The 19787-nt window shown below is 29.2% G+C and carries 22 protein-coding genes and 1 tRNA gene; 18 read left to right on the top strand and 5 right to left on the bottom strand.

All coding sequences use genetic code 11. From position 1 onward, the window contains the following. Nucleotides 1-34 precede the first annotated feature (34 nt). From tyrS to FOC48_RS07235, 17 genes are all read left to right on the top strand, one after another. On the top strand, nucleotides 35-1288 hold the full coding sequence (tyrS, locus tag FOC48_RS07315) for a tyrosine--tRNA ligase (RefSeq protein ID WP_003147402.1): 1254 nt from the start codon (nucleotides 35-37) through the stop codon (nucleotides 1286-1288). 36 nt (nucleotides 1289-1324) lie between these two features. Next, a complete protein-coding gene (rpiA, locus tag FOC48_RS07310; RefSeq protein ID WP_003147401.1) occupies nucleotides 1325-1999 on the top strand; it encodes a ribose-5-phosphate isomerase RpiA in 675 nt (224 codons plus the stop codon). Between the two features lie 17 nt (nucleotides 2000-2016). Beyond that, nucleotides 2017-3054 carry a hypothetical protein gene (locus FOC48_RS07305; RefSeq protein ID WP_003147400.1) on the top strand — a complete coding sequence of 346 codons (1038 nt, stop codon included), beginning with the start codon at nucleotides 2017-2019 and terminating at the stop codon, nucleotides 3052-3054. A 132-nt stretch (nucleotides 3055-3186) separates the two neighbouring features. Then, nucleotides 3187-4188, top strand: a complete 1002-nt coding sequence (locus FOC48_RS07300) for a hypothetical protein (RefSeq protein ID WP_003147399.1) — start codon at nucleotides 3187-3189, stop codon at nucleotides 4186-4188. 134 nt (nucleotides 4189-4322) lie between these two features. Further along, nucleotides 4323-5012, top strand: a complete 690-nt coding sequence (locus FOC48_RS07295) for a hypothetical protein (protein ID WP_003147397.1) — start codon at nucleotides 4323-4325, stop codon at nucleotides 5010-5012. 94 nt (nucleotides 5013-5106) lie between these two features. Next, nucleotides 5107-6150 carry a hypothetical protein gene (locus FOC48_RS07290; protein WP_003147396.1) on the top strand — a complete coding sequence of 348 codons (1044 nt, stop codon included), beginning with the start codon at nucleotides 5107-5109 and terminating at the stop codon, nucleotides 6148-6150. A 22-nt stretch (nucleotides 6151-6172) separates the two neighbouring features. Beyond that, on the top strand, nucleotides 6173-6490 hold the full coding sequence (locus tag FOC48_RS07285; protein WP_003147395.1) for a metal-sulfur cluster assembly factor: 318 nt from the start codon (nucleotides 6173-6175) through the stop codon (nucleotides 6488-6490). A 189-nt stretch (nucleotides 6491-6679) separates the two neighbouring features. Next, entirely contained in the window at nucleotides 6680-7240 is a 561-nt protein-coding gene (locus FOC48_RS07280; protein ID WP_003147394.1) for a DUF402 domain-containing protein, read from the top strand. After that, a complete protein-coding gene (locus tag FOC48_RS07275; RefSeq protein WP_003147393.1) occupies nucleotides 7227-8039 on the top strand; it encodes an NAD kinase in 813 nt (270 codons plus the stop codon). Before FOC48_RS07280 ends, FOC48_RS07275 begins: the two co-directional genes overlap by 14 nt. Further along, nucleotides 8032-8913, top strand: a complete 882-nt coding sequence (locus FOC48_RS07270) for an RluA family pseudouridine synthase (RefSeq protein WP_003147392.1) — start codon at nucleotides 8032-8034, stop codon at nucleotides 8911-8913. The genes FOC48_RS07275 and FOC48_RS07270 overlap by 8 nt, the downstream gene beginning before the upstream one ends. Before the next feature lie 283 nt (nucleotides 8914-9196). Further along, complete coding sequence (locus FOC48_RS07265; protein WP_003147391.1) at nucleotides 9197-10105, top strand: PLP-dependent cysteine synthase family protein; 909 nt, start codon at nucleotides 9197-9199, stop codon at nucleotides 10103-10105. Continuing rightward, nucleotides 10105-10635 (top strand): serine O-acetyltransferase, encoded by a 531-nt coding sequence (gene cysE, locus FOC48_RS07260; protein ID WP_003147389.1) that lies wholly within the window; start codon nucleotides 10105-10107, stop codon nucleotides 10633-10635. Before FOC48_RS07265 ends, cysE begins: the two co-directional genes overlap by 1 nt. Nucleotides 10636-10726: 91 nt before the next feature. Next, nucleotides 10727-11434 carry an HAD family hydrolase gene (locus tag FOC48_RS07255; protein ID WP_003147388.1) on the top strand — a complete coding sequence of 236 codons (708 nt, stop codon included), beginning with the start codon at nucleotides 10727-10729 and terminating at the stop codon, nucleotides 11432-11434. A gap of 222 nt (nucleotides 11435-11656) precedes the next feature. Then, the gene (locus FOC48_RS07250; RefSeq protein WP_003147387.1) at nucleotides 11657-12388 is read left to right on the top strand and encodes a rhodanese-like domain-containing protein; all 732 of its coding nucleotides are present in this window, start codon (nucleotides 11657-11659) and stop codon (nucleotides 12386-12388) included. A gap of 154 nt (nucleotides 12389-12542) precedes the next feature. Then, entirely contained in the window at nucleotides 12543-13298 is a 756-nt protein-coding gene (locus FOC48_RS07245) for a rhodanese-like domain-containing protein (protein WP_003147386.1), read from the top strand. A gap of 279 nt (nucleotides 13299-13577) precedes the next feature. Continuing rightward, the gene (locus FOC48_RS07240) at nucleotides 13578-15068 is read left to right on the top strand and encodes a TIGR04282 family arsenosugar biosynthesis glycosyltransferase (protein ID WP_003147385.1); all 1491 of its coding nucleotides are present in this window, start codon (nucleotides 13578-13580) and stop codon (nucleotides 15066-15068) included. A gap of 10 nt (nucleotides 15069-15078) precedes the next feature. Next, nucleotides 15079-15657, top strand: a complete 579-nt coding sequence (locus FOC48_RS07235; RefSeq protein ID WP_003147384.1) for a TVP38/TMEM64 family protein — start codon at nucleotides 15079-15081, stop codon at nucleotides 15655-15657. Nucleotides 15658-15701: 44 nt separating this feature from the next. On the opposite strand, the gene FOC48_RS07230 is transcribed toward FOC48_RS07235, so the two are convergent. After that, nucleotides 15702-16385, bottom strand: a complete 684-nt coding sequence (locus FOC48_RS07230; RefSeq protein WP_003147383.1) for a LiaF transmembrane domain-containing protein — start codon at nucleotides 16383-16385, stop codon at nucleotides 15702-15704. Nucleotides 16386-16390: 5 nt separating this feature from the next. After that, nucleotides 16391-16843: a LytTR family DNA-binding domain-containing protein gene (locus FOC48_RS07225; RefSeq protein ID WP_003147382.1), complete on the bottom strand. Its 453-nt coding sequence runs from the start codon at nucleotides 16841-16843 to the stop codon at nucleotides 16391-16393. A 212-nt stretch (nucleotides 16844-17055) separates the two neighbouring features. Between FOC48_RS07225 and FOC48_RS07220 the strand changes: the two genes are divergently transcribed. Continuing rightward, nucleotides 17056-17152 (top strand) — tRNA-Sec (locus tag FOC48_RS07220). A 61-nt stretch (nucleotides 17153-17213) separates the two neighbouring features. Here the strand turns inward: FOC48_RS07220 and FOC48_RS07215 are convergent. Genes FOC48_RS07215 through FOC48_RS07205 form a run of 3 tightly spaced genes read right to left on the bottom strand, consistent with a single transcriptional unit; the run spans nucleotide 17214 to nucleotide 19778 of the window. Further along, nucleotides 17214-17870 carry an energy-coupling factor transporter transmembrane component T gene (locus FOC48_RS07215; protein ID WP_003147381.1) on the bottom strand — a complete coding sequence of 219 codons (657 nt, stop codon included), beginning with the start codon at nucleotides 17868-17870 and terminating at the stop codon, nucleotides 17214-17216. After that, nucleotides 17851-19221 carry an ABC transporter ATP-binding protein gene (locus tag FOC48_RS07210; RefSeq protein WP_003147380.1) on the bottom strand — a complete coding sequence of 457 codons (1371 nt, stop codon included), beginning with the start codon at nucleotides 19219-19221 and terminating at the stop codon, nucleotides 17851-17853. Before FOC48_RS07210 ends, FOC48_RS07215 begins: the two co-directional genes overlap by 20 nt. Then, nucleotides 19221-19778: an ECF transporter S component gene (locus FOC48_RS07205; RefSeq protein WP_003147379.1), complete on the bottom strand. Its 558-nt coding sequence runs from the start codon at nucleotides 19776-19778 to the stop codon at nucleotides 19221-19223. Before FOC48_RS07205 ends, FOC48_RS07210 begins: the two co-directional genes overlap by 1 nt. Nucleotides 19779-19787 lie beyond the last annotated feature (9 nt).

The following is a 19787-nucleotide window of genomic DNA, read 5'->3' as shown; positions in this document are numbered from 1 at the left end:
TTAAGTGTATAAAAATTGATATGGAGGTATTTTAATGAGCAAATTATTAGAAGATTTAAAATATAGAGATTTAGTTTATCAACAAACAGATGAAGAAGGAATTAAAGAATTATTAGAGAAAGAAAGTGTGTCTATTTACTGTGGAACAGACCCAACTGGTAATTCACTACACATTGGGCACTTACTACCATTTTTAACATTAAAAAGATTTCAACAACACGGGCATAAACCTGTTATTTTAGTAGGTGGAGGAACTGGGATTATTGGTGATCCATCAGGAAGAAGTGAAGAACGTCAATTACAAAGTCTAGAGGTAATCGAAGATAATGCTAGTCGTCTTGAAGGGCAACTTCGTAATATTTTCCGTGGAGATGATAATATTGAATTTGTAAATAACCGTGACTGGTTAGGAAAATTATCTATGATTGAATTTTTACGTGATTACGGAAAATTAGTAAATATCAATTACTTACTAGCGAAGGACTCAATTTCAAGTCGCCTAGATAACGGATTATCATTTACAGAATTCAGCTATACTATACTACAAGGTATTGACTATGCATACTTAAATGAACACCACAATGTTAAATTACAAATTGGTGGTTCAGACCAATGGGGTAACATTACTACTGGTCTAGAAATCATGAGAAAACTTCGTGGAGATGTTGAAGCATACGGATTTACTATTCCATTAATGTTAAAATCTGATGGAACTAAATTTGGTAAATCTACTGGTGGAGCAGTATGGTTAGATCCAGAACAAACAACACCTTATGAATTTTACCAATTCTGGTTCAACACTGCGGATACAGAAGTAGTTTCGGCTCTTAAAAAATTCACATTCTTAGAAAAAGACCAAATTGAAGCATTAAGAGAAAGTTCTGAAAAAGAACCACACCTACGTTTAGCTCAAAAAGCATTAGCAGAAGAAATGGTGAAAATTGTTCACGGTGAAAAAGCGTTAGAGAGTGCATTAAACATTACAAAAGCATTATTCTCAGGAAACATTAAAGAACTAACTCACGATGAATTAAAAGAAGCTGTTAAAGGTATGCCAAAATCTGAATTAGAGAAAAAAGAATACAATATTGTAGATTTCCTAGTTGAAAGCAATCTAGTTCAATCAAAACGTCAAGCACGTGAAGATGTAAACAATGGTGCTGTTTATGTGAATGGGGATAAAGTTACAGACTTAGAATATGTTGTAGAAGCTAAAGACAGATTAGAAGATGGATTTACAGTACTTAGACGCGGTAAGAAAAAATATCTATTAGTTGAATATAAATAATTTAAAAGTAACATATACATTAAAAGGGGAACTGAAATGAATCTAAAAGAAGTTGTTGGTAAAAAAGCTGTAGAATATGTAAAAGATGGTATGGTCGTTGGTTTAGGGACAGGATCGACAGTATTCTATTTTGTGCACGCACTAGCTGATAGAGTAAAAGAAGGATTGAATGTTGAAATGGTATCAACGTCGATTCAAACGGTTGAACTAGCTAAGAGCTTGGGGCTTAAAATCAAAGAACTAGAAGAGATTGATCATATTGATCTTGCTGTTGATGGAGTAGATGAAATCGATAAGGATTTTAATGCGATAAAAGGTGGAGGAGCAGCATTATTTAGAGAAAAAATAGTTGCTGATATTGCTTGTGAAGTAATCTGGATCTATGATGAGAGTAAAGATGTAGAAAAACTTGGGAACTTTAACCTACCTGTAGAAATATTACCATTTGGTTATAGTCATACTATAAGAAAAATGGAAGAAGCGGGTCTAAATCCAGTGTTAAGATTAAAAGATGGTGCTACTCTTATAACTGACAACAGCAATTTTATAGTGGATTTACACTTGGGTTATGGATTTGATATTAAAGCTGTAAAAGAAAAACTAGAAAGCATAGTTGGAGTAGTAGAGCATGGTCTATTTTTAAATATGTGTAAACTATGCATTAAAGGAACAGAAGATGGTGCTATAATTATAGAAAATCCAAATAATTAAGGACGTGAAGGAAAGTTATGAGGAAGAGTTATTTAAGAGGAACATGGTTAAAACTATTCTTTGCAATATTGTTCGTTCTGATGAGTATCGGGGGGATCCAAAGCCTTTATGATGATAGAACAAAATCAGCAGAGGTACAGTATAAAGAAGGAAAACAATTCCAAAAATCTAAAGGTTATACTTTTATTAAGGTAGAAGCTCTTGAAGAGTTAGATATTACAGATGATAGCTTAAAAGATAATCAAAAATTCTATATGCTCCAGCATGAACATGGATTTGTAATGTTAAAAGCTTCTAAGGAAGATGTTAAGAAATTAATACAAAGTAATGATATACCAAATGAAAAATTAATAGATTTAAAGGATAAAGATATTTATTCTCCTGTTAATGCCATCTTTGAAAGAGGAAGCAAGGGGAGAAAGAATATCTCTCCAGAATTAAAAGAAAAATTTAAAAATGCTGCAGAGAATAGTTCACTAATTAGAGCAAGAGTTTCAGATATAGTTAATGAAATTGTAATAAAGAAAAGTGTAGATGATTATTCAAGTAAATTACGAGAAAAACCATTTACTTCACAGTTTTATTTAACAGTGCCTGGTAAAGGATATTATTTTTTAACTTATGCAGTGGAAGTAGTAATTCTTCTTATTACATTTTTCTTAATTAAATCTGTAATAAAAAATATTAGAAAAAATAAAGCTGAATACGAAGAATTATTCATTAAATATCCGGAGACAGAACGAGATTTAGATATTTTAGTACGAGAAGCAAAATATATAAATAAAAAATTAAAGGCCTTAATATACAAAGATGCATTAATATTATACGGCAAAGGGTTCAATTTCCAATTGTTATCGGATTTTTCAAAGGTAACTTTTGATAGAGAAATCCGAAAAGGTAGAGTTGTAAGCTATATAGCACACTTCCACAATAATTTTGAAACAGACGAAAAAGTAAAAGTCTGCTCGAACTATAAAAATTCAAGAGAAGATATTGACGAATTAGGAAAAACATTAAAACAAACCTTTGGAAAAACAGTAAGGTATAATTTTTGATAAAAATGTAATAATATTAGAAAACTAAGGCAATACACGTAAATACGGTATATAGAGTATTTTAAAAATATATAAAGAAAATAAAAAGTATAATTATAGAAAATCTAAATAATTAAGGACATGAAGGAAGTTATGAGGAAGAGTTATTTAAGAGGAACAAGGTTAAAAATATTCTTTGCAATATTGTTTGTTTTGTTTAGCATCGCAGCAACCATAGGACTATATAAAAATCATATAAGATCAGCAGAAGTTCAGTATAAAGAAGGAAAACAATTTCCAAAAGCTAGTTGGTATACTTTTATTAAGGTAGAGGCCCTTGAAGAATTAGATATTACAGATGATAGCTTAAAGGATAATAAAAAATTCTATATGCTTCAGCATGAACATGGTTTTGTAATGTTAAAAGCTTCTAAGGATGATGTTAAAAAATTAATTCAAAGTAACGATATACCAAATAACAAAATAATAGATTTAAAGGATAAAAATATTTACTCTCGTGTTAATGCTATATTTGAAAGAGAAAGTAAGTGGGAAATAAATATCTCTCCAGAATTAAAAGAAAAATTTGAAAATGCTGCTGAGCACAGTTTAATATTTAGAGGGAGTGTATTAGATGATTATTCAAGTAAATTACGAGAAAAACCATTTCTTTCGAACTATTATTTAGTAGTACCTGGTATAGGATATTATATTGGAGCTTATGGAGCGGAAGTAGTATTTCTTCTTATTCCGTTTTTCTTAATTAAATCTGTAATAAAAAATATTAGAAAAAATAAAGCTGAGTACGAAGAATTATTCATTGAATACCCGGAGACAGAACGAGATTTAGATATTTTAGTACGAGAAGCAAAATATATAAACAAAAAACTAAAGGTTTTAATATACAAAGATGCATTAATATTATACGGCAAAGGGTTTAATTTCCAATTATTATCAGGTTTTTCAAAGGTAACTTTTGATAGAGAAATTCGAAAAGTTAGAGTTGTAAGCTATATAGCACACTTCCACAATAATTTTGAAACAGATGAAAAAGTAAAAGTCTGCTCGAACTATAAAAATTCAAGAGAAGATATTGATGAATTAGGGAAAACATTAAAAGAAACTTTCGGAAAAAAAGTAAGATATAATTATTGATAAAAAATATAAAAACATTAGAACGCTAAGAGAATACCTGAAGATAGCGAATAGAGGGTATTTCAAAAATTTATAATGAAAACAAAAAGTATAATTATAGAAAATCCAAATAATTAAGGACGTGAAGGAAAGTTATGAAGAAAAGGAAACTAAGAGGTATAAGGTTAAAATTAGTTTTTGCTATAATGTTTATTTTTGTTAGTATTATAGCTGTTGGATCAACATATAGTAACACCATAAGCTCTCCTGAAAGGTCATATGAAAAAGGTGATCAATTTGAAGGTGAAAGTATAGGGATTACATATGTTAAATTGGAAGCTCTTGAGGAACTAGATATAGTAGATAAAGAACTAGACGAAGACGAAAAATTTTACATGGTTGAACACGAAAATGGTTTTGTAATATTAAAAGCTACACAAGAAGATATTAAGAAACTAATTCACAGTAGTGATGTGCCAGAGGGGAAAATAATAAATCTAAAAGATAAAAATATTTATTCTCGTGTTGATGTAAAAAGGGAAAAAGGAAGTAGTAGAGGAAGAGTTCACATTTCTTTTGAATTATTAGATAAATTCAATGATGCAGCAAAACATAGTTCTTTGATTAAGAACAGAGTTTCAGATGTATTAAAAGAAGAGGGCTCAAATAAAACAGAAGCTTACTATAAAAAATTACAAGAAAAACCTTTTGTTTCTAACGTATATCTAACAGTACCTGGTTATTTATATTACATAGGCACTTATGGATTCACTACGATTTTTGTTCTAGGTACATTATTTTTGATAACTTCTATAATAAAAAATGTTAGAAAATCTAGAGGTTAATATGAAAAAACTTGTCATTGAATATATAAAGACAGAATATGTTATAAATATCTTAGTGTGTAAAAAAGTCTAAATAAAAAAAGGAAGTGAAGTTATGAAGAAGAGTTATTTAAGAGGAACAAGGTTAAAAATATTCATTGCTATAAACTTGATTTTTGTTAGTTTGATCGCTACTAGAGCTTCATATAATAGCTATACAAAGTCTGCTGAAACGTTATATAATGAAGGTGATCAATTCACGGGGAATTATTCCGGAATTACTTATATTAAATTAGAAGCTCTCGAAAAACTTGATATAGTAGATGAAAAATTAGCTGACGATGAAAAATTTTATATGGTTCAACACGAAAATGGTTTTGTAATATTAAAGGCTACACAAAAAGATATTAAGAAATTAATCCAAAGTAGTGATGTTCCAGAAAGCAAGATTATAAATCTGAAAGATAAAAATCTTTATTCTCGCATAGATGTAATTGGAGAAAAAGGAGGAAAAGGAAGAACAAATATTTCTTCTGAATTGTTAGATAAATTCAATGCTGCTGCAGAACATAGTACTTTGATTAAAGTTAGAATCCTAGAGGTAATTAAAGACCTTGGATTAGATAAGACAAAAGCTAATTATAAAAGTAAATTACAAGAAAAACCTTTTATTTCAAATGTCTATATAAAAGTACCTGGAACTTTATATTACTTAGGTACTTATGGATTTTCTGCGGCTATTGTTTTGGCTACATTATTTTTAATTAGATCTATAATAAAAGGAATTAGAAAAGCTAGAGATGAATATGAAGAATTATTCATTGAATATCCAGAGACAGAACACGATGTAGATATTTTAATACGAGATGCAAAATATATAAATAAAAATTTAAGAGTTTTAATATATAAAGATGCATTAGTATTTTATGGCGGGGTGTTTAATTTTCAATTATTATCAGGATTTTCGAAGATTACTTTTAGCGATGTAAGAGATTCGAAAAATAGAGTTGTTGACTATACAGCGGAAATTCAAAGAGAATTTGAATCAAATGAAGTAATAAAAATGTGTTCGCATTATAATGATGTAATGGCAGATATTACTGAATTAGGAAGAATATTAAAAGAGCAATATGAAAAAGAAGTAGAATATGATTTTTAAAAATAAGGAAGAGGTGTAAGAAATGGAAACATTAAAAGATAGAGTAATAGAAGCGTTAGAAAATGTAATAGACCCTGAGCTTGGTATTGATATAATGAACTTAGGATTAGTATATGATGTTAAGATGAGCGATGACAATAAGCACGCTATAGTCGATATGACTTTAACATCTATGGGGTGTCCTTTAGCTCCTATTATCATCGAGCAAGTGGAAACAGCTATGCTAGGTGTCGATGAGATAGAGAAAGTAGATGTAAATATAGTTTGGGAACCAGCATGGACTAAAGATAAAATGTCACGATATGCTAAGATTGCTCTTGGTGTCATTGATTATGAATAGAATATAAATACAAAAAGCAATTTCAAAATTGAGTTTAAGAAAAATTTTGAAGTTGCTTTTTTGTTATTAATAAAACAGAGATCCATTAGTTTTAGAAATTTATAAAAAAATAGTTATTACAGTAGAATGAAATATATTAAATGTGTTATAATTAAAAAGACATTAAAAATGAGTATGAAAGGAGGCACTATGTACAGAGGAGAAAAGCCTAAAAAAGGTGATGTAGTAAAAATTATAGCGTATAAACATGATGGATCTATTCATAGAATTTGGCACAAGAATGTTGTACTAGAAGCGGATGAACAAGTTCTAATTTTAGCAAACAATAGAACACTTGTGACAGAAAGTGATGGAAGAACATGGGTTACAAAAGAGATAGCACTAGTTTATTTCCATAATGAATGTTGGTTTAATATAATTTGCATGTTTAGAGAAGATGGAGTTCACTATTATTCAAATTTAAGTAGTCCATTTGCTTATGACGTTGATGGAGTAAAATATATTGACTATGATTTGGACATAAAAAAATATCCAGATGGAAAATATTTCCTACTAGATGAAGACGAATATAATCAAAATAAAGCACGTTATCAGTATGGAGAAAAAATAGATAAAATATTAAAATATAATGTAAACAAACTTCAAGAATGGATTGATAAAAATCACGGAGCGCTTGCACCAGATTTTGCAGATGTATGGTTAGAAAACTATGAAAAAATAATGGGTGAAGATCAAAATGTTAGAAGGTAAATTTAGTGTAGAGGTCAGACATGACGAAATATCAGAAAAGATAGGTTTGAAGTTAAAAGAGTTTCTTCTATCTAGTGATATGAAAGAAGATAAAGAGAATCCTGATTATGTTTTTGCTGTTGGTGGAGATGGTACCGTACTGCGAACATTTAATAAGTATATGGATAATTTAGATAATATCAAATTCTTATCTATTCACACAGGACACTTAGGATTTTATACGGACTACTCAGTTCAAAACTACGAAAGAATCTTTTTTGATATGTTAGCTTTAAAACCGAAAATTGAAGAATATCCTTTATTAAGAGTAAAAGCATATTGTTCAAATGGAGATTTAGTTTCAGATTATTATTCTTTAAATGAAATTACAGTTAATAATCATACTGGAAGCACATATTCAGCTAAGGTATATATTAATGGTGTGCACTTTGAAAGTTTTAGAGGAGATGGGCTATGTATTAGTACGCCTACAGGTTCAACTGCATATAACAAGAGTCTAGGTGGAGCGGTAATTCACCCACAGTTACCATTGTATCAAGTAACCGAAATAGCAGCATTAAATAATCTTGTTTATAGAACATTAGGAAATCCTTTAATATTATCTCAAGATGACGAACTTATGATTAAACCGATAGATAAGGAAAATCATCGTATTACAGTAGATCATATGCATTTTAATTATGATAGTGTTTCAAAAATAAAAATTACTTTAGCAAAGGATAAGAAAGTTTCTTTTATTCGTTATAATGATGACAGTTTTTGGCAACGAGTGAAGAGATCATTTATAAAAAATGACTAATATTATTTTGAAGTATGTAGTTAAAAATGAACAAGTATTAAGAGAATTTCTTCTGGAAAACAATATTTCAAGAAAAACTCTTACGAGAATAAAGTTCGATAATGATGGCAGTATAAAAGTAAATAGCAAGGAAGAAAATGTTAGATATATCTTAAAAGAAGGTGACATTGTAGAGATTACACTTCCTAGTGAAAACTATAGTGAATTTGTTAGATTTATAGATAAACCTATCGATATTGTGTATGAAGATGACTATTTTTTAGTTGTGAACAAAGAAATTAATCTACCTTCAATACCATCTAGAAATGCTGAAGACGAGTCTTTATTAGAAAGAGTCAATTACTATTTTAGAGAAAAAAATATTAATTCAATTCCTCATATAGTAACACGCCTTGATAAAAACACATCCGGCTTAGTATTAATAGCTAAACATAGACATATCCATGCATTATTTAGTAATATGGAGATAGATAAGTATTACACGGCGTTAATAAATGGGAAAATAAAAGATCATGGTATTCTTGAAGCTCCTATACGTCGAGTGAGTTCTAGTATTATAGAACGTGAGGTGGGAGAAGGCGGAGAGTATGCTAAGACTGAATATTGGTCAGAAAAACACAATATTAAAAATGATATTAATGTTATTAGATTGAAGCTTTATACAGGAAAAACTCACCAGATAAGGGTACATATGAAATACTTAGGGTATCCACTTCTGGGTGATGAGTTGTATGGTGGAGATATTAGCTTAATAAGTAGGCAAGCACTTCATTGTAGTAACTTAGCGTTTATCCATCCAATTTCTAGAGAAAAGGTAAATGTATGTACAAATTTACCAGATGATATGAGCAATATTATTAAACATAATGAGTAATTATTTTTACTTGTTATGTTTTTTTTATATATTTTTAGTTATTATTTTAGCGATATTGTAGTAATTTATATAAATAGTTATTAGGTAAAATATACTGTAAATTGGAATTTTATAAATTTTGAATATTAGTATTATCATATTTTTTAAAAATCAAATAATAAAATTGAAATGAAAACGATAAAAAAAGTCAGATTAATTACTTTGTTTTCATTAAGAACTTATGTTATAATCTTATTCAAATAACAAAAGTTATTTATTATAAAGTCAGAAGAGGAGGGATTTTATGATTTCATCATCATTAAAATTCGTGGGTAACACACCCGTATATCAACTAGATAACACAAATATTTTTGTGAAACTAGAAAAATACAATCTAGGAGGAAGCGTTAAAGATAGAGCTGTGCTTGGTATGTTAGAAGAAGCTATTTCTCAAGGTGCGGTTAATAAAGATACTATCCTTGTTGAACCAACTAGTGGTAATACAGGTATAGCTGTAGCTATTTTAGCTTCTGTTTTAGGATTAAAAGCTGTGGTAATTATGCCAGAAAGCATGAGTATTGAAAGACGTAATATTATTAAAGCATACGGAGCACAATTAATTTTAACACCAAAAGAATTAGGAATTAAAGGTTCAATCGAAAAAGCTGCAGAAATTCGTGAAAAATATAGCAATGCTATTTCTCTAAGTCAATTTGATAATCCTGCTAACCCAGGATATCACCACAAAACAACAGGACGTGAAATATTAGAACAAGTACCTAATATTGATATCTTTGTTGCTGGAGTTGGAACTGGAGGAACATTTACAGGTGTTGCTAAATATTTAAAAGAAAATAAACCAGAGGTATTATCAATTGCTGTAGAACCAGCAGAATCACCAGCTATTAGTGAAGGTCATGGCGGGCCGCACAAAATCCAAGGAATTGGAACAGGGTTTATTCCAGAAAACTTCAAAAAAGAATATATGGATGATATATTTACAGTAACAAGTGATGAAGCAATAGAAGAAACTAAAAACTTCTTACGTTCTACTGGAATAGGTATTGGTATTTCATCTGGAGCTGCAATTGTTGGAGCTAAGAAAGCAGCTGAAAAATATCCAGGTAAAAACATTGTAACTATCTTACCTGATGGGGTTGATAAATATTTATCTGTCCTTGATTTCGAAGATGTTACACATGTAGAAGTGTAATGGGTTATTTTGAGAATTTAAATTACAATTTAAATCGAGTTTTAAAAGACGATCCTGCAGCAGAGTCGAAACTAATGATTTATCTTACATATCCTCACATAAAGGCTCTAAATTATCACTACTTTTCACATAAATTGTATAAAAAAGGATGGCATACAATGGCTCGCCTTTTATCAAAAAGAGCGAGAAGATTGACTGGAATTGAAATACATCCTGGAGCAGAAATTGGTAAAGGATTATTTATCGATCATGGAATGGGCGTAGTAATAGGAGAAACTGCGATAGTTGGAGATAATGTTACCATGTATCATGGAACTACTTTAGGAGGTACTACATTAGATCCCATAAAGAGGCATCCGACTATTGGAGATAATGTTATGATAGGTGCAGGGGCGAAGGTTTTAGGAAATATAACAATAGGAAAAAATTCTAAAATTGGAGCTAATGCAGTAGTAAAACATAGTGTTCCAGATGGAACTATAGTTTATGAAGCAAGGCCTGTAATAAGATATTTAGAAGAAGATAAATAAAAGCTAGATTCCAAGTGATTTTACTTGGAATTTAGCTTTTTCAAATGTACAATATAGATTATATTCATCATAAAGAATGGAGGTGAAATTGATGACTAAGATAAAAAATTTAATTTTCGATTTAGATAATACTCTATATGATTTTAGTGATATATGGAAAAAATCAAATAAATTAGTATTTGAGTATTTAGAATACAATAAGCTAATAAATTATGATGATTTTTTCAAACTTTACAAAAGCATAAATAACAAGTTGGTTAAAGAAGTAGTTCAAGGGAAATTAAGATTGATAGAGCTTAGAAATAAACGATTAAAATTAACTTTGACAAAACTTGGTGTGGAACTTAGTAATGAAGATTGTAAGTTTTATTATGATAAGCAATTTGAATTTATCTTGGCATTGATAGAACCTGATGAAGAGGTGAATATGTGGATAGATAAATTAAAAGAAAAATATAATATGATTATCTTAACGAATGGAAAATCGCAGGAACAAAGATTGAAATTGAAAAAATTAGGCTTAGAAGGAGTTTTTAAACTATATATTTCAGGAGAAACCCATATAAGTAAGCCCAAAGAAGGAGCTTTTATAAATGTTCTTGAATCTGAAGAATTATTACCTGAGGAAACGATGATGATAGGTGATTCATTATATCATGATATAAAACCAGCTAAAAAATTAGGTTTAAAAACATGTTTGATTGAGAAAAAATGGCATTTCGATGATGAGTTAGCGGCTTATACTGGATATAAAGTTAAGGATATAAAACAATTTTTTACAGAATTAGATAAGTTATAAAAAATATTATTATTTTTCTGAATATAAAGAAAGTATTAAAAAAATAAGGTGTTCAATAAAGTTTATAAATGTTTTATTTATAGGCTTTATTTTATTTTTATGTAAAGCTGGAATTTTGATAAATAAGTAAAATATTTCTTTGTTTCTCTAATTTGTAATGTTGATTGAATGAATTTGATTTGTTATACTATGTATGAAAGCAATAACAAAGGAGTTAAAATTATGAAATACAATAAATTATTAGTTGTCAGTATGGCAGCCGTATTATCTTTATCTTTAGCAGGTTGTTCTTCAGCTTCGAATAGTAGCTCAAGCAGTAACAATGGGACAGTTGCTGTAAAAGAACTAAAAGGGGAAGAATTAAATAAAATAGAAAAAGATGACAAAGAAAAAGAAAAATATCTTGTTATCGATGTAAGAGATGCTAAAGAATACAAAGAAGGTCATGTAAAACACGCAATCAATATTCCATTAGCTGATATTGAAAAACATGCAGAACACTTAAGTGCATGGAAAGATAAAGAAGTAGTAACAGTTTGTAATACTGGTAAGAAAAGTAAAGAAGCTGCTGATAAACTTGTAAAAGCAGGATTTAAAAAAGTTTCTAATGCACAAGGTGTCAAAGACTATAAAGACTATGAAATAGTTAAATTTACAACATTATTAGCAGGTGACTTCCAAGCTGCAATCGATAAAAAAGAAGGAACATTTATTGATGTTCGTGAAGCAAAAGATTATGAAAAAGGGCACGTATCTGGAGCGAAAAATATTGATGTTAAAAACATTGATAAAGACTTAGCAGCATTATTACCAGCCGATAAAAATGCACCAGTTTATACATACTGCTATAGCGGAAACCGTTCTTCAAAAGCAGCTCAAAAAGCAGTAGAACTTGGTTATACAAATGTGTATAATGCATGGGATGGTACAAAAGAACACGATTATAAATTTTAAAGAAATATTATAAAAAACAGTAAAAAATAAAATTATTTATTAGAAAAAAAACTATTTTTAAGTTATACTAATATAAGATGAGGTTCTACGTAAATACACAAAAATTTAAGGTACTACCTTGTCTTTTATTAAATAAGGAGAGGAAGAAAAATAAATGAAATATAATAAGTTTTTAGCTGTAAGTATGTCAGCGGTCTTATCATTAGCTTTAGTAGGATGTTCAACTACTTCGTCTGCAAAAGAATTGAAAGGTGAAGAGTTAAACAAAATTCAAAAAGATGATAAGGAAAAAGAAAACTATCTAGTTATTGATGTAAGAGATGAGGCTTCTTATAAGGAAGGACACCTTAAACATGCAATTAATATTCCATTGTCAAAAATAGATAAAAGTATAGAAGAAATTCGTACATGGAGAGAGAAGAAAGTAGTTATTTATAGTGATAAATCTGATAAAACAAAAGATGCTGTAGAAAAACTAACAAAACAAGGGTTTAAAGATGTTTCTGGAGCTCAAAATTTAAAAGATTATAATTATGATCTTGTAAAATATTCATCATTAAGTAGCGGTAAATTCCAAGATGCATTATTAGACACAGTTGCAAACAATGTGTTCTTAGATGTAAGAGATAAAGCTGATTTTGAAAAAGGTCACGCAGCTGGAGCAAAAAATATCGATGTTAAAAAATTAGATGATTTAAAATCAATTTTACCAGAAAACAAAGAATTACCAATATATGTATATAGTTCTACAGGAAATAGTTCTTCAGTAGTAGCTCAAAAACTTATTGATTTAGGATACAAAAATGTATGTAATGCAATTTATGGAACTAAAAAACACAGTTATAAATTTGAAATTGCAGATTGCTGTAAAGATCCAAGTGACGCAGTAAAAGGTGCAGAGCATAAGTAAGGTCACTGTGAAAATTGTAAAGATGGACATGGGGAACATAATGGTCATGAAGGACATAATCATTCTTCAGACAAGAAAGATGAACATGCTGGACACAATCACTCTTCAGATAAGAAAGATGATCATTCAGGGCATAATCATTAATATTTAAAGTACAGGGTGACTCAAAATCGAAATTTCAATTAGAAATATTGTTATTGAGTCATCCTTTTTTATATATAATATCGATTATAAATTTAGAATAATTTTAGAGATTAAATTAAAGGAAAAATTTCAGAGATGAAAAACAAAATAATATTTTTTACAAGAGTACCGAAGATGGGTACAACAAAAACAAGGTTATATGACTTTGTTTCACCAGAAAATGCTATTGAAATTCAAAAAAAATTAATGAAATTGAATTATAGACTTTTAAAAGAAAGCGGAGAAGAATTAGTAGTTTATCACGATGGTCAGATTAGTGACGATAATACGATGAAGGATATTTTAGAAAATAGAGAATTTTCTTATCAAGAAGGAAAAACACTTGGTGATAAGATGTATAATGCTATTGAACAAGAATTAAAAACTAGTGACAAGGTGATTTTATTAGGTTCTGATATCTATAATTTAAAAAAAGATATGATTAATACTGCTTTTGAGAAATTAGATAATTTTGATATTGTTATAAACCCTAGTATTGATGGTGGGTACTTTTTAATAGGTATGAAGAAAGCCATTAAAGAAGTATTTGATCTTCCTAGTTACGGAGATAACAGTGTTTTAGAGAATCTGCTTGCTGTTTGTAAAGAACAAGGATTAAGTTATTATCTAGGTGAAAGTGGACTTGATATCGATACAAAAGAAGACCTTCTACTTGCAGAATCAGGCTATGAGAATATTGAGTTACTAGGTGCGGGAGAATATAATATTAACTTTACCTTTGACGATAAGAATTTTAAAAAAGTTCTTAGAATAAATATGAAGAGCCAGATGAATCTTGAAAATCAAATAGAGTATGAATATGAGACTCTACAATTGTTGAAAGATAGTGGAGTTACACCAAAACCTTATGAACTAGTCACAGAAACAAGTTTACTGCCATATAAATATTTAACGATGGAATTTTTAAAAGGTAGAGCACTTAATTATAAAACAGATATGCATATTGCAGCTTATTTATTAAGTAAGGTTCACAATACACCATATGGAGACAATAACTTAATCAATGCAGCAAATCCATTTCAATTAATGTTTGATGAATGTAAACAAATGGCAGGTGAATATTTAGCTTGGGATAAGGCTGATGAGAAAGTTAGTTCTTATATTAATAGATTCTTAGAAAAGTGCCTGACACTTATACCTGAAAAGTATAGTATAGCCAATCCATGTATTATAAATACAGAATTAAATTCAGGGAATTTCTTAATTGGAGAAGGAAAAGAAGATAGTTATGTTATTGATTGGGAGAAGGCATTAATAGGAGAGTGTGAACAAGATTTAGCTCACTTCCTAGCACCGACGACAACATTTTGGAAGACTGATATTATTTTATTGAAAGAAGAAATTGATGAATTCCTAGAAGAGTATAATAAATATCGCACTTTTGATCGAGAAAGATTTGAAAGATATCTAATATTTAATTGTCTGAGAGGAGTTACTTGGTGTAGTATGGCATTTAGACAGTATAGTGAAAATGATAAAATACTGATGGATGATAGTACCTTTAAAAAAATATCCTCATATATAGAATTAGAATTTTTAGAAAAAGTATCAGTATACTTTAAATAGGAGGAGAGTAATGACTGAGTTTATTCAAAGTTTTGGTGTTTTAGCACCTATTATTTATGTGTTAATGTTTATGTTCTTACCGGTATTTTTCTTTCCGGTTCCAATACTTGCTGTTGCTGGAGGAGTAGCGTTTGGTTTTGTTGAGGGAAGTTTACTAACTTTCGTTGGAGCTTCATTAAATTGTTATATTATGTTTGTAATTTCTCGTCGTTTTGGGCGTGAATGGGTGAAAAACTACCTTAAGAAAAAAATGACACCGAAGCAACACGATAGAATTTTTAATGTTAGTGATGAAAAGTTGATGATGAGTCTAGTAATTTTGAGACTTATTCCATTAGTACCGTATAATATGATAAATTATGGATATGGTTTAACTAATATAAGTTTAACAAAATATATGATTGCGAGTGTACTTGGGATAATTCCAGGGACAGTAGTATTTCTAAACTTCGGAGCTACTAGTACAAATGTCTTTAGTAAAGAATTTTTAATAGCATCATTATTAGTAATTTTATTGACGGTTGGTTCTATCTACTTATCTAAATTAGTAGAAAAAAGAGAACAACAAAAAAAATCTGCAAATGAATAAAAAAATAAACTCTCAGGATGTTTTCAATCTTGAGAGTTTATTTTTTATATTTGAATAATATGAACTTCTCCAAAATTAACAGAACCGTTTAGTATAATTTTAACATCATTAGCAGTGCTGTTAGAATCTGTTGGAACTTTAGCTAAAAAACTATTTGTATTATTTTTAATAGCCCATTCTTTTGGAATATATATTTTTAAATCTCCAAAAGATACAGATACATTTAGTTCAAAGTTTTTTATCGGATAGGTATCTAGTTTTTCAAAATAGATACTTGTACTTCCGAATTTAGTAGAAGTAGTGAAAGAATCAGATTTAGTTATATCTATATACTGTGTATTTTCACCAAATGTTACATCAGAATAATCGTGTCCATTATGTATTTTTTGATAGCTTTTTTTTCTGTAAATCTTTCTGAATTCTTTATATTTATATCTTCTAGGTAAAATCATAGAAATACCTATGCTAAGGAAAATAGCAACTAAGAATATTTTCCATCCTGATATGTTCGCAAAGTGATAATTTTTATTATAAACATAAAATAATAATGCTAGTGGAAATATTGTTCCAAAAGAATCAAAATCCATTAAACCTCGAATTGCAAAAAATCCAAGAACTACTGTACATATAGCTAAGAAGATTGATCCGTTTGGAAAAATACTGAATCCATCAAGTATAGTAGTTATAGCGAGTATTATAAAAAATAATCCAATAAAATTTCTTCTCATTTTCTTTACCTCATTTCTTTTAATTTGTCTTTTAATATTTTATAGTAATGTCTTGATATATGGACTTGCTTCTTAGAATCATAAAAAGAAGCGGTACTAGAACCAGAAAAAGATTTTTCTAGCGAATAAATTACTTTTGTATTTATTATTGAGCTCTTAGAAATTCGACAATAATAAAATGGAATTATCTGTTCTAATTCATATAATTTAAACTTCACTTCGAAGAATTCATCTGTAGTATGAGCATAGACCTTATTATCAGAAGTCTCAAAAAATAATATTGATTCAAGCGGGATGAAATATTCTGAGTCACCTTTATAGAAAATTATTTTTTGAGAATTTAATAAAGCTTTTTCAACTAATTCTTTAATTAATATTACATCATTATTTAAGTCAGGTGTTTTAATAACAAGTTCGATGTCTTTAAGAGATGAATCTAGTTCGATATTAATTTTCATATTGTCTCCTTTCTAAATGTTTATAGCTATATTATATATTATTTCAACGTAAAAATTAATAGCTTTTAGGTAAGTGGTAAAAAACTAGTTGTAAGTGGTATAACTATGGTATATGAGAATAATTGTGATTTCATAAATGGAATAGCATTCTGTATACGTTAACATATCATCTTGCATTTTTGCAGTATTTATTGTATAATATAAACATACCTGGGAGTGGATGAGTTCTGGTGTGCTCTCTAGTCTTCAAAACTAGTATGAGGGGTTAAGAGCCTCTTGGGTGGGTTCGATTCCCACACATTCCCGCCAGTTTTTTTTATTTTTTGAATATAAAAATGCCATCATGGATTAAATTCATGATGGCATCTTTCTATTTATTTAGTAATAATAATGTGCTAGAAAGTAATGTGAAAAGTACTATAATAAGTATACTTTTATTTTTATCAATAACATATTTATTATAGTGAGTTCGTTGTTTATTATCCTCATAGGCGTGCACTGTCATTGCTTCAGAGATTTGAGGTTGCCAAGTTAAAGTTATAAATATAGCTTTTGCATAGTAGTAGGGTGACCAAAAAGGTAAGAAGACACCTCTAAGACGACTTGATTTTGTAATCATTTGTGTTTCGTATTGTATTCTTGGTAAAGCTTGAATAACTACTAAGAGTCCGTAAACTATATTTGAAGAGAGTCCATGTTGTTCGAAGTACTTTAGTAATTCTACTAAAGATACGTATGTTGCTAAACTCAATCCTAAAGCAGCAAAACTGTATGTTCTAGAAAAAATTAATAGAGCAAATTTATAATTAGAACTATGAACAATGATAGCCCATCCAGATCCCAATGCTGGTAATAGAGGAACAAGAATAAAATATAGTAGCTTTTTCCAATGCCTTGATAGACAAAAATATAAGATTGTTGAACCAATAATTACGAAATTTAGAACCAATAATTTACTAAAAGAGATCCAAATAGTTAATATTACTATTATTAAGGCCAAAATAGGACTAATTATTTTCTTCTGCATAATAATCCTCCTTTAAGTAATGTAAAGTATTTCCCGAAATTTCGATATGATAATCACTTCTATTGTTTAGTGGTTCTAATCTATGGCTAACAATAATAACTGACTGTCCCACAAGTCTCTTATTCTCTTCTATCCAATCCATGATGAATGAACAAGCTCTTTCATCTAGATGAGTAAAGGGTTCATCTAATAGTAACAACTCAGTTTTTTGACTTAATAAACACATAAGTTGAATAAGTTTTCTTTGTCCACCGCTATAATAATATAAACTTTTATCGAGTTCTTTTTCTAAGTCGAATTCTTTTAAAAGTCGTTCTTGCCATAAGGTAGCATGATTCCAAATGTCTTTTTGTATAGAAATTTCTTCACGAGGCATTAAACTAATAAACTGCTGAAATGCATCTTGTAAACAAGTGCTTATTTTTTTGTATAATTTTCTTGATTTTCTTATTTTTGAGTTATTGAAGTATATATTTCCATCATATTTTATAAGTTGAGAAATAGCATGTAATAAGGTTGTTTTTCCAGTGCCATTATCCCCAGTTAGGGTAGTAATTCCCTTGTGTATTTTGAAATCTGTTGTGTTTAATAATTTTTTGTTACCTTGACTAATCCTAAAATTTTCTAGTCTCAGAATTTGATCCGTTTTAATATTATTACATAAATTTAAGTTTTTAGGTGTAAAGCTAGGATTTTTTATTAATTCTAGATTCCCATTTGTTAAGCGATAGAAAGTATCTGCATAGTTTAAATACAGTTGATACTCGTGATCGCAAACTATTATTGTCACACCATGGTTGTTCAAGTCTTTAAGTAAGGTTAATAGAGAGTTGCGAGTTTTCTTATCAACATTGGCAAAAGGTTCATCTAATATTAATATTTCGCTGCCCATTGCTAAAGCTACAGCGAATGCAGCGCGTTGTCTTTCTCCTCCTGATAGTGTATGTATATGCTTGTGCGCAAGATCTTTTGTTTTTGTAATTGCTAGAGCATACTCCAGTTTTTCGTTAATCGCTTGTGAGTCTAAGCATAAATTTTCTAATGAAAAGATTATCTCTTCTTCTAAAGTGGGCATGACAAATTGATTTATAGCGTGTTGCATTACATATCCTATATTCTTCACATGTTCTTGCATAGGTATATCAGCTATATTTTTTTCTTTATATGTAATAACTCCCTCATATTTATCTTTATATAATTTACAAATAGTACGAAGTAGGGTAGATTTACCACTACCAATATTACCAGTTAAAACTAACCAACTATGTTCTTTTATTTTTAAACTAACATTATCAAATAAGACTTTATCTTTAATTTTTAAAGAAAAATTATCGATTCCTATAATATTCATTATTTATTACCGCTTTTTTGTACTTTATTAACAATATTTAAAATTAGTTTTACACAAACAACACCAAAGAAGAATACAGAGATAAATTTCACTAAAAGAAGTGCCAGAATCATTTGTACAGAAAATGCTTCGTATCCAGCTTGGAAATATTTGTAAGCGAAACTAAATAGTGTAATGCCTACAGCAGAAAGAAATAAAGAAAATGTATCATAACGTTTGTATCTAGTTATGAAGAAACCAACTTCAGAGCCTACGCCTTGAACTAATCCTGAAATAAGAACAGCAGCTCCAAAGTATGAACCATATAACATTTCTGCTAGAGCGCCTAGAACTTCCCCAAGAGTTGCGCTTCCTGGTTTTTGAATAAGTGCCGCTGCTACTGGACCAGCCATTACCCATAATCCAAATAAAATTGAGTTTGCGAAAGGAGCGTACCCTATTGCTCCAAGAGCGGCTTTTAATGGAACATAAACTAAACTTGTTGCAAGAAAAATACCTCCGAATAAGAAACCTATTAAAGCTATAATAATTATGTCTTTTGTAGACCATTTTTTCATAAGAAAAAC

It is taken from the genome of Gemella haemolysans (genome assembly GCF_012273215.1).
Classification (GTDB): domain Bacteria; phylum Bacillota; class Bacilli; order Staphylococcales; family Gemellaceae; genus Gemella; species Gemella haemolysans_A.
Note: the sequence above shows the minus strand (reverse complement) of the source record. Positions and strands in the feature narration are given on the sequence as shown.